The organism is Acidocella sp. C78 (assembly GCF_907164655.1).
This window is the reverse complement of record NZ_CAJQZK010000002.1, coordinates 162,469-176,477: the sequence shown is the minus strand read 5'-3', so window position 1 is coordinate 176,477 and position 14,009 is coordinate 162,469. Positions and strand designations below refer to the sequence as shown.

Here is a 14,009-nt window from a genome sequence, read left to right as displayed (position 1 = left end):
GATTCCGGGAATTATTCGCCCACCTATTCCGAGATTAATTCGCCCACCTGTTCCGACTTTTATTCGCCCAGGCGGGCGGGGTTGGCCGGGTTGGCTTGAGGTCTCTGCTGGCTGGTTCAGGTTCCCTCCCTTTGGCTGATCGAGGGAGCGGATGAATGCCAGTGGAGCGGATTGCGATGCGCGATGTGCGCGAGATTGTCAGATTGAGGATGGCGGGGCTTTCGACCCGCCAGGTGGGGATCCGGGTCGGGGTTGCGGCATCGACGGTGCGCTTGACGCTGCGGCGACTGGAGGCGGCCGGGCTCGATGGGCCAGGGGCTCTGGCGCTGTCCGAAGCGGCATTGGAAAGGCGCTTGTTCGACGGCGCGGTGGGCAAGCGGCCGGGGCATCGACGTGTGGATGAGCCGGACTGGGGCGTATCCGCCGCGAGTTGCAGCGCAAGCACGTGACGCTGTCGATCCTGTGGGACGAGTATATTGCCGAGCACCCGGATGGGTATCGCTACAGCCGGTTCTGCGAGCTCTACCGGAGCTGGGAAGCCCGGCTACCGGTGACGATGCGCCAGACCCACGCATCGGGCGAGAAGCTGTTCGTCGATTATGCCGGCGACACGGTGCCGGTGGTGATCGACCGGCTCACCGGCGAGACGCGTGCGGCCCAGATCTTCGTCGCCGTTCTCGGCGCATCGAGCTTCACCTATGCTGAGGCGACCTGGACCCAGACCCTGCCGGACTGGATCGAGGCGCATAATCGCACTCTGGCAGCAATTGGCGGCGTGCCGGCGCTGCTGGTGCCCGACAACGCCAGGGTCGCGATCATCCGCGCCTGCCTCTACGATCCACAGGTCAACCGGACCTACACCGATATGGCGCGCCATTACGGCACGGCCATTCTCCCGGCGCGGCCGCGGCGGCCGCGTGACAAGGCGAAGGTCGAGGTGGCGGTTTTGCTGGCGGAGCGGTGGCTGCTGGGCAAGCTGCGCAACCGGGCATTTTACGGCCTCGCCGAACTGAATGCCGCGATCGCTGAATTCTGCCGCTGGCTGAACGAGGAGCGGGTCGTCCGTCGCCTGGGGGCGACAAGACGGCATCTGCTGGAAACACTCGATCGTCCCGCGCTGAAGGAACTGCCGGCCGAACCCTATGTGCTGGCGCAATGGCGGCGCCGGCGGGTCGGCATCGATTATCACGTCGAGATCGAGAAGCATTTTTACTCCGTCCCCTACCGGCACGCCCGCGCCGAGGTCGAGGCCCGGTTCACCGTGCGCACGGTCGAGATCTTTCTCCGTGGCGAACGGATCGCCGTGCACGCACGCAGGCCGGGTAACGGCAAACACACGACGATCGCCGAGCACATGCCCTCGAGCCACCGGCGTTATGGCGACTGGACCATCGCACGGATCCATCAGGAAGCCGCACGGCTTGGTCCCTCGGTCGCGACACTCTGCACCCTGATCCTCGAACGCCGGCCTCATCCGGAGCAGGGGTTCCGCGCCTGCATCGGCATCCTTCGCCTGGCCCGCAGTGTTGGCGCCGACCGGCTCGATGCCGCGGCCGAGCGCGCGCTCACCATCGGCACCCTGACCTACGGCTCGGTCAAATCCATCCTCGATAACCGGCTGGAGCGAGCCGCCGGCACCGCCAGTCCCGATCCCACCCCGATCCGCCACCCCAACATCCGGGGCGGCGGATATTTCCACTGATGACAAGGAGAAGCCTCATGCTGAACCATCCGACCCTCGATCAGATCCACCAGCTCGGTCTTGCAGGCATGGCCCGCGCGTTCACCGAGCTGCACGCCAATCCCGAAACCCCCAGCCTCAGTCACGCCGAATGGCTCGGTCTTCTGCTCGACCGCGAGATCACCGTCCGACGTGACAAGCGGTTGAGCACAAGGCTGCGCCATGCCAGGCTGCGCCATGACGCTGCAATCGAGGATGTCGATTACCGGAGTGCCCGCGGCCTCGATCGGGCTCTGTTCCAGAAGCTGATCCAGGGTGAGTGGATCGACGCGCACGACAATCTCGTCCTGAGCGGGCCGACAGGGGTCGGAAAATCGTGGCTGGCCTGTGCCCTCGGTCACAAGGCATGTCGCGATGACAGGACCGTGCTCTATCAGCGCGCCCCCAAACTCTTCGCAGAACTCGCGGTCGCCCGCGCCGAAGGGCGTCACGGCCGGATGATCCGCACCCTCGGTGCCGTCAATCTACTGATCCTCGACGACTTCGGCCTTGCTCCACTCGACGCCGGCGCCCGTCACGACCTGCTCGAGATCGTCGAGGATCGCTACGGCCGCCGCGCCACCATCATCACCAGCCAGATCCCCCCGGCGCATTGGCATGAGCTGATCGGCGATCCGACCTACGCCGACGCCATTCTCGACCGTCTGCTCCACAATGCCCACCGCATCGAACTCACCGGCGAAAGCCTGCGCAAGATCCGCAAGCAAACCCCAAAAACCGCTTGACCCAACGAGAACAGGAGAGCAACGAAATCAACAGCCACAGAGACCGCTACCCGGGCGAATAAATCTCGGAATCCCCGGGCGAATAAACGTCGGAATCGTGGGCGAATTAAAATCGGAATCCATGGGCGAATTCTCCGGAATCCGCATGCCATGTTTTCGTCCCGCGCCACCATGGCGCGGACGATATAACAACTTCAGATTGTATTGAACAGGAAAATTACAGTCGGCGGCGGCCCAGCAACGCGTGATAGGCCACCAGCACGATCACCGCGCCGACCACGGAGACGAACAGGCTGTAGAGAAAGCCGCCGCCCGGGCGAAGCCGAGCGTCATGAAGATCTGCCCGCCGACCAGCGCGCCGACAATGCCGAGCACCATGTCGAGAACCGGCCCCTTGCCGGCATTGTCGACGATATGGCTCGCGATCCAGCCGGCGATCAGGCCGAGAATGATGAAGCCGATCAGATGCATGGGCCGGTATCCTCCTGGTGGATGCGGTTCAGGACATGGGAGGCAGCGCGGGCGCGAACAAGCCCGCCGGTCAGCGCAGCTCGCCGGAGACGGGTTGCAGTCGGCGCGCTTCGATCCCTTGCCAGGCGAGCAGCACGGGCACCGCGATGACGAGGTCGCGCGCGCGCCGCAACAGCGAGACCGAAAGCGCGATATCCGGCGGAATGCCGAACACGGCGCCGAGCAGCGTGTAGGCGGCCTCCTGCACGCCGAGGCGGCCGGGGATGAAGAAGCCGGTCGAGAGGATCGCGTGCAGCAGCGCCTCGATCACCAGGGCATCGCGGAGGGAGATGCTCTGCCCCAGCGCGCGGAAGGCGACGAAGGACGCGATGCCGGTGCCGAACCAGCAGAGCAGGTGCATCGACGAGGCGGCGACGAGCCGGCGGCGGCGGGCATAGATCGCATCCAGCGCCGATTGCAGCCGCCCGATCCCGATCGCGGCGGAATCGGCGGACTGGCCGGCAATCCGCATCGCGAGGCCGCGGAACAGACGGCTCATGCCCTTCTGCATCAGCAGGAATGTCGCCCCGGCAGCGAAGGCGACGCCGAGCCCGATGCTCATCGGCAGGACCAGCGGGCTGTGCGGCACCAGCGCGATCAGCAGGACCACGCCGATGGCGACGAAAACGAGTTCGGCGAGGAATTCCAGCGTGACGTCCGCAAGGGTCGAGGCGGCGGCATCGGCGAAGGCCACGCCGCCGAGCGCGATCGCCCGGCCGCCGATCACGAAGCCGCCGACATGCGAGAAGGGCAGGAACTCGCCGGCCGAATCGCGCACCATCCGGCCCCAGTAGAGCAGCAGGAAGCTGCCGCCGTGGCGGCGGCGCAGCAGTAGCCGCCAGGCCAGGGCCAGCCCGGCGATGATCACCATCTGCACCCCGAGATAGGCGATGAACCCGGACAGGCTCACCCGTTCGAGCGCATGCGCGACATCGTCCCAGCCGAACCAGGCGATGGTGCCGGTGAACAGCAGCAGCCCGACAAGGCCGAAGACCGTGGGCCAGATACCAAGCCGGCGGATCACGCGCGCGGGCTCCGCGTGGAAGTCCGCGTGGAAGACTGGGCAGACGGTGATCGCAGCACTGGTTTCTCGCACTCCCGGCGGGACAATGATCGTCAGGTGGCGGCGATACGTGGACCGCCGGATTCCGCCCCCTTAGCAGATTATGGCGGATCGCGGTATCGCCTGCCGGTGCGGGCGGCACTTTGCCTCGGCGCGGCCGATCAAGTATGCCCACGGCAGGCTTTTTTTATGGCAGGCATGAGCAACGATTCTCTTCCCCCGTCCGGAACGGCCGCCCGCCCCGCCGCAGACGCGCCGGTTCTGGTGACCGGCGCCACCGGCTTTGTCGGCGCCGCCGTGGCAAGGACGCTCTCGCGGCAGGGGTTCCGGCTGCGGCTGCTGCATCGCGCGTCGAGCGACATGAGCAACCTTGCGCAGGTGCCAGGCGAACGGGTGGTCGGCGATCTCACCGACCCCGCATCGCTTGCCCGGGCGGTCGAGGGCTGCGCGCACGTGTTTCATGTGGCCGCGGATTATCGCCTCTACGTGCCCGATCCCGCGGCGATGCGGGCGGTGAACATCGACGGCACCATCGCGCTGTTCCGCGCGGCGCGCGCGGCCGGGGCGGGCCGCATGGTCTATACCAGCAGCGTCGCGGCGCTCGGTCTGACCGCGGATGGCAGCCCGGCCGACGAGATGACGCCGCATGCGGCGGAGGATCATGTCGGCCCCTACAAACGCTCGAAATACGAGGCAGAGCTGGCGGTGAAGCATCTCGTCGCCGAGGGGCTGGATATCGTGATCGTCAACCCGGCCGCTCCGGTCGGGCCGGGCGACATCAAGCCGACCCCGACCGGCCGCATGGTGCTCGACGCGGCCCGCGGCCACATGCCGGCCTATGTCGAGACCGGAATGAACATCGTGCATGTGGATGACGTGGCCGAGGGCCATCTGCTCGCGCTGGCGCACGGGCGGAGCGGCGAGAGCTACATCCTCGGCGGCGAGAACCTGATGCTCTCCGAGATCGGGCGGATGATCACCCGGCTGGCCGGCAAGCCGCCGCCGCGGGTGAAGCTGCCGATCGGCCCGCTGATGCCGATTGCCGCGATCATGGAAGCCTGGGCGCGGATCTCGGGTCACGAGCCGCTGATGACTCGCGACATGCTGACCATGGCGCGCAAGAGGATGTTCTATTCCTCGGACAAGGCGCGGCGCGAACTTGGCTACCGCGCCCGCCCGGCGGAGGCGGCGATGCGCGATGCCCTTGCCGATTTCTGCCGGCGCGGCAAGCTGCCGAGCCTCGCCTTCGACCCGGACGGGGCTTCCGCATGACCTTCCTCGCGGTGCTGTCGGTGCTGATCTGGATCTATCTCTACCTGCTGCACGGACAGTTCTGGCAGAGCGGACCGGAACTCGCGCCAGCGCGACCGGCCGAGCCCGTTGCGGTGGACATCGTGGTGCCGGCGCGCGACGAGGCGGAGACGATCGCGGCGGTCGTGCGCTCGCTGCTGGCCCAGGAGTATGACGGACCGTTCCGGGTCATTCTGGTCGATGATGGCAGCGCCGATGGCACCGGCGAGATCGCGGCGCGGGCCGCGGAGGGCGATCCGCGCTTCGTGCTGGTGCGCGGCGGCGACAAGCCGGCCGGCTGGTCGGGCAAGCTCTGGGCGCTGGAGCAGGGCGTGGCACAAGGCACGGCGCCGGTGCTGCTGTTCACCGACGCCGATATCGTTCACGATCCGCGGCATCTGGCGACGCTGGCGGCCCGGCTGGCGAAGCCGGAGCGCGGCGCGCGGCTGGACATGGTTTCGGAAATGGTGCGGCTGAACTGCGAGAGTGCGGCCGAGCGCGCGCTGGTTCCCGCCTTCGTCTATTTCTTTCAGATGCTCTACCCGTTCGCGCGGGTGAACGACCCGCTCGATGGCACCGCCGCGGCGGCCGGCGGCACGGTGCTGATCCGGCGCGAGGCGCTGGAGCGGGCCGGCGGGCTTGCAGGGATGCGCGACGCGCTGATCGACGACGTGACGCTGGCGAGCCGGGTCAAGCGGGGCGGCGCCGTGTTCCTCGGCCATTCCGGTCTCGCCCGCTCGATCCGCCCCTATCCCCACCTTGCCGACATCCGGGCGATGATCTCCCGCACCGCCTTCACCCAGCTGCGCTATTCTGGGCTGCTGCTCGCCTTGACGCTGGTGGGTCTTGCGATTGTCTGGCTTGTGCCGCCGATCGCCCTTGTCTTCGGCGACGAGGGTGCTGCGCTGTGCGGGCTGATCGCCTCGCTGCTCGCGGTGCTCAGCTACCAGCCGACGCTGCGGCGCTACGGCCGCGGCTGGTACTGGGCGCTGGCACTGCCGCTGATCGCGCTGGTCTACATGGAGGCGACGTTGGCCTCGGCCCTGCGATACTGGCGGGGCACAGGTGCGGCCTGGAAGAACCGCGATTACGGTGCCGGCGCATGAGTGAAGCCGCGAGCATCGAGCAGGCCTCGGGCAAGGACCGGGGCGACGAGAATTTTCCGGTCGGCTCCTGGCTGATCCGCGCCGGGCTGCGCCGGCATGTGCATGCCTATTACGCCTTCGCGCGCAATGCCGACGACATCGCCGATCATCCCGATCTGGCACCGGCCGAAAAGATCGCCCGGCTCGACGCGATGGAGGCGGTGCTGGATGGCGATGATCCGGCGCGCTCCCCCTCGGCGGCGCGGCTGCGCGAGAGCCTGGCGGCGACGAAGGTCGATTCCGTCCATGCCCGTGAATTGCTCATCGCGTTCCGGCAGGATGCGACCAAGACGCGCTATGCGAGCTGGGACGAGCTGATGCAATATTGCCGCTATTCGGCGGCACCTGTCGGGCGCTACGTGCTCGACCTGCACGGCGAGAGCCGCCAGAGCTGGCCGGCCTCCGACGCGCTGTGCGCCAGCCTGCAGGTGCTCAATCACCTGCAGGATTGCGCGAAGGATTTCAACGCCCTCGACCGGTCATACATCCCCGGTGACTGGTTGCAGGCGGTTGGCCTCGCGGCGGATGCCGTCACCGCCGCAACGACGCCGGCGGCGCTGCGCTCGGTGTTCGATGCGATGCTGAAAAAAACGGCGGAACTGAACGCGACGGCGGCGCATCTGCCAGGCTTCGTGGTTGCGCGCGGCTTGCGGGTTGAGACGGCGATCATCGTCGGCCTTGCCCGCCGGCTGCATCGCCGGCTGTTGACCGAGGACCCGCTGGCCGGGCGGGTGAAGCTGCGCCGGCGCGATGCCGCGGGCGCCGTACTCGCCGGGCTGGCCAGGCTTGTGTGATGTTGCTGCTGTGATGTTCATGACGACCAGCACCACCCGCTTCGCCGAGGATGCCGCCGCCGTGGCCGCCGCCACCCGTGCCGCCGGCACCTCGTTCTATCGCGGCATGAGCGTGCTGCCGGCGCCGCGCCGCACCGCGATGTACGCGATCTATACGTTTTGCCGGGTGGTGGACGACATCGCCGACGAGGAGGCGCCGCTCGCGGCGAAGCGCGACGGGCTCGATGCCTGGCGCCGGCGGATCGACGCGCTGCCCGAGGGCGGCGATGACGCGGTCACCCGCCTGCTGCGCGATGCCTCGCTGCGCTACGCGCTGCGGCGGGAGGATTTCCACGCGATCATCGACGGGATGGAGATGGATGCCGGCGCGCCGATCATCGCACCCGACATGGCCGTGCTCGATCTTTATTGCGACCGCGTGGCCTCGGCGGTGGGGCGGCTGTCGATCAGGGTGTTCGGCGAGGTTTCGGCCCAGGGCGACAGGGTCGCGCATCATCTCGGCCGGGCCCTGCAACTGACCAATATCCTGCGCGATGTCGGCGAGGATGCGGCGCGGGGGCGGATTTATCTGCCGCGCGAGGCGCTGGAGGCCGCAGGTGCGGCCGCCGATCCGGGAACGCTGCTGGCCGATCCGGGACTGAAGCGGGCAATGGCCGAGATCGCCGGTCTGGCGGAGCAGCATTTCGCCGAGGCCGACGCCGCGATGCGCGGCTGCGACCGCCGCGCGGTGCTGCCGGCGCGGATGATGGCGGACGCCTATCGGCCGCTGCTCGGCGTGATGCGCGAGGCCGGGTTCGCCCATCCCGAGCGGCGTCCCAGCCTACCCGCCTGGCGCAAGCTGCGCCTGGCCGCTGAGCTCCTCATCCGGACCGACCGGCGCCGATGAGCCGCGTCCATGTGATCGGTGCCGGCATGGCGGGGCTCTCCGCCGCCACCGCCCTCGCCGCGCGCGGGCGGCAGGTCGTGCTCCACGAGGCGGCGAAATGGGCGGGCGGGCGTTGCCGTTCCTATCACGATACCGCTCTTGGCTGCCGCATCGACAACGGCAATCACCTGCTGCTGTCGGGCAACCACGACACGATGGCCTATCTGCGCCGAATCGGCGCCGAGGACACGCTGACCGGGCCGGACCGCCCGCTGTTTCCCTTCATCGATCTCGCCTCGGGCGAAGCCTGGACGCTGCGGCTCAACCACGGAAAGCTGCCCTGGTGGGTGCTGCGCCGGAGCTGGCGCGTGCCGGGCACGGGCGCGCTCGACTATCTCGCGCTGCGGCGGTTGGAGCGCGCCGGGCGGGACGACCTCGTGGCCGGAATGCTGGGCGGGCTCGGCACGCTGTATGACCGGCTGCTCGAACCGCTGGCGATCGCAGCACTCAACACGAAGCCGGAGGCCGCCTCCGCCGCGCCGCTGGCGGCCGTGGTGCGGGAGAGCCTCGCGCGCGGCGGCGCCGCGACCATGCCGCGGATGCCGAAGGTCGGGCTTTCGGAAAGCTTCGTCGATCCCGCCCTCGCCTATCTGCGCACGCACGGCGCCGAATTGCGGTTTGGCGCGCGGGTGGCCGGGCTGACGGTGACGGATGGGCGGGTGAGCGGCCTGGCCGGCCCGAATGTGGATGAGATCGTCGGTGCGGAGGATGCGGTGATTCTGGCGACGCCGCCCTGGGTCGCGGCCGAGCTGCTGCCGGGGCTCACGGTGCCGCAGATGCACGAGGCGATCATCAACCTGCATTTCCGTGCCGGAATCGAACCCGGACCGGCGGGGCTCTATGGGCTGATCGGCGGCACCGCGGAATGGGTGTTCGAGAAATCCGAGGTCGTGTCGGTCACCATCAGCGCCGCCAATGACCGGCTCGGACAGGATACGGACGAGCTGGCCGCCGAGGTCTGGGCCGACCTCCGGCGCGGTTTCGGGTTGCCGCGGACGATCCCGCCCTATCGGGTGGTCAAGGAAAAGCGCGCAACCTTTGCCGCAACGCCCGCGCAACTCGCCCGGCGGCCCGAAGCGCGCACCGCTCTGGCCAACCTGATTCTCGCCGGCGATTATACCGCGACGGGCCTGCCCTCGACCATCGAAGGGGCGATCCGGTCGGGCGGCAGCGCGGCAAACGAGATCTGATCTCGACTTTCGAGTCCCAGGAAAGCCGAAAGCCCAGGGCCGACGCCGTACTGGCACCGCACTGCCGCAACATTCCGTTTCAGACGGAAAATCAGGGATTTGGCATTATTTCGATGCTATCTCGCAACGGTTTCATGGCGCGCCGACAGCTTTGCAAATCTGCAACACTCGGCATTCGTTAGTTCGGCGGCCCCGCGATCCGGTTATTTCCGCTTGACCGTCGGTGACTTAGGCGGAATGGTTGACATTACTCACCAGTCGGTAATTAAGACGACATTTTGCTAGTCGTATGTTTGCGGGGATGATATAATTCTGGCATGAAACGGGACGGTCGCAGATTTGATCATCGCACCCTGGAAACCATCCGGCTGATGGCTGTAGAGCGGGTGCGCGAGGGCGAAGCGGCCTCTTTGGTGATTGCCTCATACGGGTTCAGCCGCACAACAATCTATAAATGGCTCAGCGCGGCATCGAAGCCTGGGGTCGGGGTGAAAGCCTTGCGGTCACGGCCGGCAACCGGCCGGCCGCGGCGTCTGACGCCGCGCCAGGAGCAGCAGGTGTTGCGTTGGATCAATGGCCGCGATCCGCGCCAATACGGCCTGGATTTCGGGCTGTGGACCCGGCACGTTGTGGCCGAACTGATCGAGCGCAAGTTTGGTATCAAACTCGGTGTGACGGCTGTGGGCGAACTGCTGTCGAAACTGGGCCTGACGCCGCAAAAGCCGTTGCAGCGTGCCTATCAGCGCGATCCGGAGGCGATCGAGGCATGGCGACGTGAGCGGTTTCCTGAAATCGCCAGGCAGGCCAAGTCCTGTGGCGGCGAGGTCTTTTTCTGGGACGAGTCCGGCTTTCGGGCCGACGCCGTGCATGGCAAGACCTGGGGCGTGAAGGGACAGACGCCGATCGTCGAGCGTCCGGGCCAACGGCAATCGATCAGCGCCGCCTCGGCGGTGACAGCCCGCGGCGGGTTCTGGTATTGCACTTATGAAGGCGGCCTGAATGCTGAGTTGTTCGTAGCGCTGCTACGCCGGATGATGCGGCACCGCACGAGGCCGGTGCACCTGGTCCTCGACGGGCTGCCTGCCCACAAAACAGCGCTGGTGAAAGCCTACGTGGCGTCGACCAATGGAATGCTGACGTTGCATTTTCTGCCAGGCTACGCCCCTGACCTGAACCCAGATGAACTGGTCTGGAGCCACATGAAGCGGACGGGCGTCGCCCGGACTCCGCTACGCCAAGGCGAAAAGCTTCAGGACAAAATCGAAGCCCAACTCGCCGCCATCAAGCGCAAACCACGTCTCGTGCAATCATTCTTCAAAGCACCAACTGTCGCCTATATTACCGACTGCTGAGTAATTTGTAAGAGTCATGGCGCGCAAGAACAGCGCCGGCATCGGGAGGCAACGGGAAACGGCATGCGCGCCTGCGGCATGACTGATCGTCTGGGCAATCGTTCACGACTCGATCATGGGCCGGGCGCGATCGAGGCGAACCGGCGGATCATCGAGGAATTGCTGGAGCGCGAGCGCGATGCCGCCCATGGACGCGGCGATGCCGCTCATTTCGGAGACGACGATCTCGACATCCCGGTAGATCGCGGCGAGCGCATTGGCTTCCAGCGTTTCCATCGCCGCGGGCAGCAGGAACGGCGCGAGTTGCGCGAGGCTGCCGCCGAGCACGATGCGGCGCGGGCTGATGATATTGATCAGGTTCGCAAGGCCGAGGCCGAGATGACGGCCGGCTTCGGCCATCACCGACCGCGCCACCGCATCGCCGGCCTCGCAGGCTTCGCGCGCGGCCGCAACATCGCAAGCGCGGTGGCCGCGGGCGGCAAGATCGCCCAGGATCGCGCGTTCGGAAACATAGGCCTCGAAGCAGCCGCGCGCGCCACAGCCGCACGGGCGCCCGCCCGGGACGATCTTCATGTGGCCGATTTCGCCGGCGAGCCCGTGCGGGCCGCGATAAAGCTCGCCCATCAGATAGAGCCCGCCGCCGATGCCGGACCGGCCCATGACATAGATGAAATCGGCAATGTCGCGACTGGCGCCGAACAGATGCTCGGCAAGGGCTGCGGCCTTCACGTCGTTCTCGACGCGGACGGGAACTTTCATCCGCGCGGTGAGCGTGCCGGCCAGGTCGAGATCCCGCCAGCCGATATTCGGCGCGAAGACGACGCGGCCGCCGGTGGTGACGAGCGCAGGCACCGCGACGCCGACCGCGAGCAGCATGCTGCGCGGGGCCCGGAGCGCGCGCAGGGCGGCGGTTATGCCGGCGCGCACGGCGGCGATCGCATCCTCGGGGGAGGTGCTGCCCGGCACGACGAGATCGGTGCAGGCGGCGCCATCGATCGTGGAGATCAGGATGCGGATGGCATCGGGCTCGACGCCGATGCCGGCCAGATAGCCGGCGCGCGGATCGAGACTGAGCGCGGTGGTCGGCCGACCGGCGCGGCCGGTCGGCGCCTCGGTATCGCGGCGGACGATCCCGCCCGATTCGAGATTGCTGATGATGATCGAGATGGTCGCGGGATCGATCCCCGAAATCTGCGAGAGCTTCTGCTGCGAGATGCCCGGATTCTGGCGGATCATGTGGAACAGCCGCGCCGAATTGATCCGCCGGACCAGTGCCGAATTGACGCGCGCCCGGGTCATTTCCCCTCCCCCGGCGGCCGGATCATCGCGCCCTGCCGGCCGCGAAACCGACGCCATGAATCTTTCTTGACATTGAAAACGCTCCTCTCTACTGGTTTCTTAAAGAGTAAAAATAATTCGTGCAAGCGAGATGCAGAGCGCACCGCACGAAGAACAGACGGGGACGAAACGATGCCGGTTGCGGCAACTGAACGACAGCATCGGGTTTGCGGACACCCGCGCGCGGCACAAGCCCGGCGCGCTTTCCACGCGGCATGGCCTGGCGCGGCCATCGCCTCTGTCCACCCGCCGCAGATGGCGAAGCGGCGGGCTGGATCCGCGCGCATGGCGCGGATTTCGCCAACAAAAAAATCTTTCAACATGGAGGTTCAACCATAATGCGAAACATCGGCAACCAGGCGGGCAGCGCCCCGGCCCGGTCCGCGACGCGGAAGCTGCGCCACGCCGCATGCGCCGCGGGCGTGATCAGCCTTTTCGGCCTCGCTCCGCTGGCGCACGCGCAAAGCCTGGGCGACGCGCTGCGGCAGACCACGTTCCAGGGCATGGTCGGCGCGATCCACTTCGACTATGGCAACAACGGTCACTCGACGAAGAGCACGCACTCCTTCGCGATCGGCGGCCATCTGATCGCCCATACCGGCTCGTTCGACGGGTTCAGCGTCGGCCTCGGCGGGTATACCGCACAGTCGCTCGGCCTCTACAGCAAGAACAACGCCGGTGACAAAGTTCACTACGATGGCGAACTCACCGGTTCGCATTACGGCATCCAGTCGTTCCGGCAGGCGTATCTGCAGTATCAGACGCCGAAAGTGGAAATCCGCTTCGGCCGTCAGCTGATCCAGACGCCGTATGCCAACCAGGATTACTACACGTTCAACCCGCGCGCCTTCATGGGCGTTGCCGGCGTTGTGAACGTGCTCGGCGACGGTTCGAACAAGGTCGATGCCGGCGCGCTCAGCCTCGATGGCAATCCGGCGGCGTTCAGCGTCTTCATGACGCGGATGTTCACCTATGAAAGCCGCTATGCAAGCTCCTTCGTTGCCAACAACCGCTATTCCGGCACCAAGCCGACCAACGGCTTCATCGCGATCGGCGCGCGGTATCACGGCAATGTCGGCTCGACCCAGCTGACGGCGCAGGCGTGGTATTACGATTTCTACCAGTACGCGCAGCTCCTTTATGGCCAGGTCGATCTCGTGCAGCCGCTCGCCAACGGCCAGGCCATCTTCGGCTCGGTGCAGGGGCTGACCGAGGGCAACTCGGCCGGCAATGCGTCGCGGATCGAGGCTTTCACCAGCAACAGCTCGAACTCGATCAATGCGCATCTGTACGGCGCCAAGCTTGGCTACTCGTTCGGCGACGGCAGCATCGCGCTCATCGGCAACTATGCTCCGACCGAATACAACTCGTTCCATCACGGCGGCGTGCTGCACCCCTATAACGACAATACCGGGACCAGCTTCACCGACACGATGCAGAACGGCGTTCCGAATCTCGGGCCGGGCTATGCGTACGGCATCACGTCCAACTACGACTTCCTCAACAAGAAGCTGAAGGTGGGCGTGACTTATGTGCGGTATCTCGTTCGCTACGGCTATGGCGGGGATGCGCAAAACTACACGAGCTATGCGGGCCCCTACAGCTTCCCGAATGCCAACTACATTCCGAACCAGCAGCTCTGGGCGCTCGACGCGAATGCGTCATACGATCTGTCCTCGATCCTCAAGGGGCTTTCGGTGGCGGAAGACACGGACGTGACCGTTGCGGAAAACCGGGCGGGCTATACCGGTACCGCGCATTACAACAACCCTTACTTCAGCAGCCGCTTCTACCTCGAATATAATTTCTGAGGTTTCCGGCCAAAACGACGCGCCCGGGTCAATGGCCCGGGCGCGTTTTCTTTTGCACGGCTCGGCAATGCCAATGCCGGATCAGACAGGCCCGGACGCAGGCCGGTTGCAGGAGGATGAGGCAC

General features: G+C 66.5%; 11 protein-coding genes and 1 pseudogene. 9 read left to right on the top strand and 3 right to left on the bottom strand.

Features of this window, described 5'->3' with window-relative positions; genetic code table 11:
- The first annotated feature begins 176 nt into the window (after positions 1-176).
- Both istA and istB read left to right on the top strand, forming a co-directional pair.
- Positions 177-1,702: pseudogene (gene istA / locus ACIDOCELLA78_RS99680) on the top strand (IS21 family transposase).
- 17 nt (positions 1,703-1,719) lie between these two features.
- The gene (gene istB, locus ACIDOCELLA78_RS99675) at positions 1,720-2,466 is read left to right on the top strand and encodes an IS21-like element helper ATPase IstB (protein WP_201727488.1); all 747 of its coding nucleotides are present in this window, start codon (positions 1,720-1,722) and stop codon (positions 2,464-2,466) included.
- 264 nt (positions 2,467-2,730) lie between these two features.
- Here istB and ACIDOCELLA78_RS99670 read toward each other — a convergent pair whose 3' ends face one another.
- Both ACIDOCELLA78_RS99670 and ACIDOCELLA78_RS99665 read right to left on the bottom strand, forming a co-directional pair.
- Positions 2,731-2,937, bottom strand: a complete 207-nt coding sequence (locus tag ACIDOCELLA78_RS99670) for a GlsB/YeaQ/YmgE family stress response membrane protein (RefSeq protein ID WP_249675073.1) — start codon at positions 2,935-2,937, stop codon at positions 2,731-2,733.
- A gap of 70 nt (positions 2,938-3,007) precedes the next feature.
- Positions 3,008-4,000 (bottom strand): lysylphosphatidylglycerol synthase domain-containing protein, encoded by a 993-nt coding sequence (locus ACIDOCELLA78_RS99665; protein ID WP_201727808.1) that lies wholly within the window; start codon positions 3,998-4,000, stop codon positions 3,008-3,010.
- A 237-nt stretch (positions 4,001-4,237) separates the two neighbouring features.
- Between ACIDOCELLA78_RS99665 and hpnA the strand changes: the two genes are divergently transcribed.
- The 6 genes from hpnA to ACIDOCELLA78_RS99635 all read left to right on the top strand — a co-directional run bounded on the left by hpnA (position 4,238) and on the right by ACIDOCELLA78_RS99635 (position 10,735).
- A complete protein-coding gene (hpnA, locus tag ACIDOCELLA78_RS99660) occupies positions 4,238-5,311 on the top strand; it encodes a hopanoid-associated sugar epimerase (protein ID WP_374223219.1) in 1,074 nt (357 codons plus the stop codon).
- Positions 5,308-6,435 (top strand): glycosyltransferase, encoded by a 1,128-nt coding sequence (locus ACIDOCELLA78_RS99655; protein WP_201727806.1) that lies wholly within the window; start codon positions 5,308-5,310, stop codon positions 6,433-6,435. Before hpnA ends, ACIDOCELLA78_RS99655 begins: the two co-directional genes overlap by 4 nt.
- Positions 6,432-7,268 (top strand): squalene synthase HpnC, encoded by an 837-nt coding sequence (gene hpnC, locus ACIDOCELLA78_RS99650; RefSeq protein WP_201727805.1) that lies wholly within the window; start codon positions 6,432-6,434, stop codon positions 7,266-7,268. The genes ACIDOCELLA78_RS99655 and hpnC overlap by 4 nt, the downstream gene beginning before the upstream one ends.
- A 19-nt stretch (positions 7,269-7,287) precedes the next feature.
- Entirely contained in the window at positions 7,288-8,154 is an 867-nt protein-coding gene (hpnD, locus tag ACIDOCELLA78_RS99645) for a presqualene diphosphate synthase HpnD (RefSeq protein ID WP_249675071.1), read from the top strand.
- Positions 8,151-9,383: a hydroxysqualene dehydroxylase HpnE gene (hpnE, locus tag ACIDOCELLA78_RS99640; RefSeq protein ID WP_201727803.1), complete on the top strand. Its 1,233-nt coding sequence runs from the start codon at positions 8,151-8,153 to the stop codon at positions 9,381-9,383. The genes hpnD and hpnE overlap by 4 nt, the downstream gene beginning before the upstream one ends.
- Positions 9,384-9,700: 317 nt before the next feature.
- Positions 9,701-10,735, top strand: coding sequence for an IS630 family transposase (locus ACIDOCELLA78_RS99635; protein ID WP_201727480.1), 1,035 nt, complete (start codon positions 9,701-9,703; stop codon positions 10,733-10,735).
- A 102-nt stretch (positions 10,736-10,837) separates the two neighbouring features.
- On the opposite strand, the gene ACIDOCELLA78_RS99630 is transcribed toward ACIDOCELLA78_RS99635, so the two are convergent.
- Entirely contained in the window at positions 10,838-12,034 is a 1,197-nt protein-coding gene (locus ACIDOCELLA78_RS99630) for an ROK family transcriptional regulator (protein WP_201727802.1), read from the bottom strand.
- A 377-nt stretch (positions 12,035-12,411) separates the two neighbouring features.
- On the opposite strand from ACIDOCELLA78_RS99630, the gene ACIDOCELLA78_RS99625 reads away from it, so the two are divergent.
- Complete coding sequence (locus ACIDOCELLA78_RS99625; protein WP_201727801.1) at positions 12,412-13,884, top strand: hypothetical protein; 1,473 nt, start codon at positions 12,412-12,414, stop codon at positions 13,882-13,884.
- Positions 13,885-14,009 lie beyond the last annotated feature (125 nt).

Excerpts from the sequence above, each read along its gene's own strand:
- istB (WP_201727488.1), top strand. The coding sequence starts at position 1,720 with ATGCTGAACCATCCGACCCTCGATCAGATCCACCAGCTCGGTCTTGCA.
- ACIDOCELLA78_RS99670 (WP_249675073.1), bottom strand. The coding sequence starts at position 2,937 with ATGCATCTGATCGGCTTCATCATTCTCGGCCTGATCGCCGGCTGGATC.
- hpnA (WP_374223219.1), top strand. The coding sequence starts at position 4,238 with ATGAGCAACGATTCTCTTCCCCCGTCCGGAACGGCCGCCCGCCCCGCC.
- ACIDOCELLA78_RS99655 (WP_201727806.1), top strand. The coding sequence starts at position 5,308 with ATGACCTTCCTCGCGGTGCTGTCGGTGCTGATCTGGATCTATCTCTAC.
- hpnC (WP_201727805.1), top strand. The coding sequence starts at position 6,432 with ATGAGTGAAGCCGCGAGCATCGAGCAGGCCTCGGGCAAGGACCGGGGC.
- hpnD (WP_249675071.1), top strand. The coding sequence starts at position 7,288 with ATGACGACCAGCACCACCCGCTTCGCCGAGGATGCCGCCGCCGTGGCC.
- hpnE (WP_201727803.1), top strand. The coding sequence starts at position 8,151 with ATGAGCCGCGTCCATGTGATCGGTGCCGGCATGGCGGGGCTCTCCGCC.
- ACIDOCELLA78_RS99635 (WP_201727480.1), top strand. The coding sequence starts at position 9,701 with ATGAAACGGGACGGTCGCAGATTTGATCATCGCACCCTGGAAACCATC.
- ACIDOCELLA78_RS99630 (WP_201727802.1), bottom strand. The coding sequence starts at position 12,034 with ATGACCCGGGCGCGCGTCAATTCGGCACTGGTCCGGCGGATCAATTCG.
- ACIDOCELLA78_RS99625 (WP_201727801.1), top strand. The coding sequence starts at position 12,412 with ATGCGAAACATCGGCAACCAGGCGGGCAGCGCCCCGGCCCGGTCCGCG.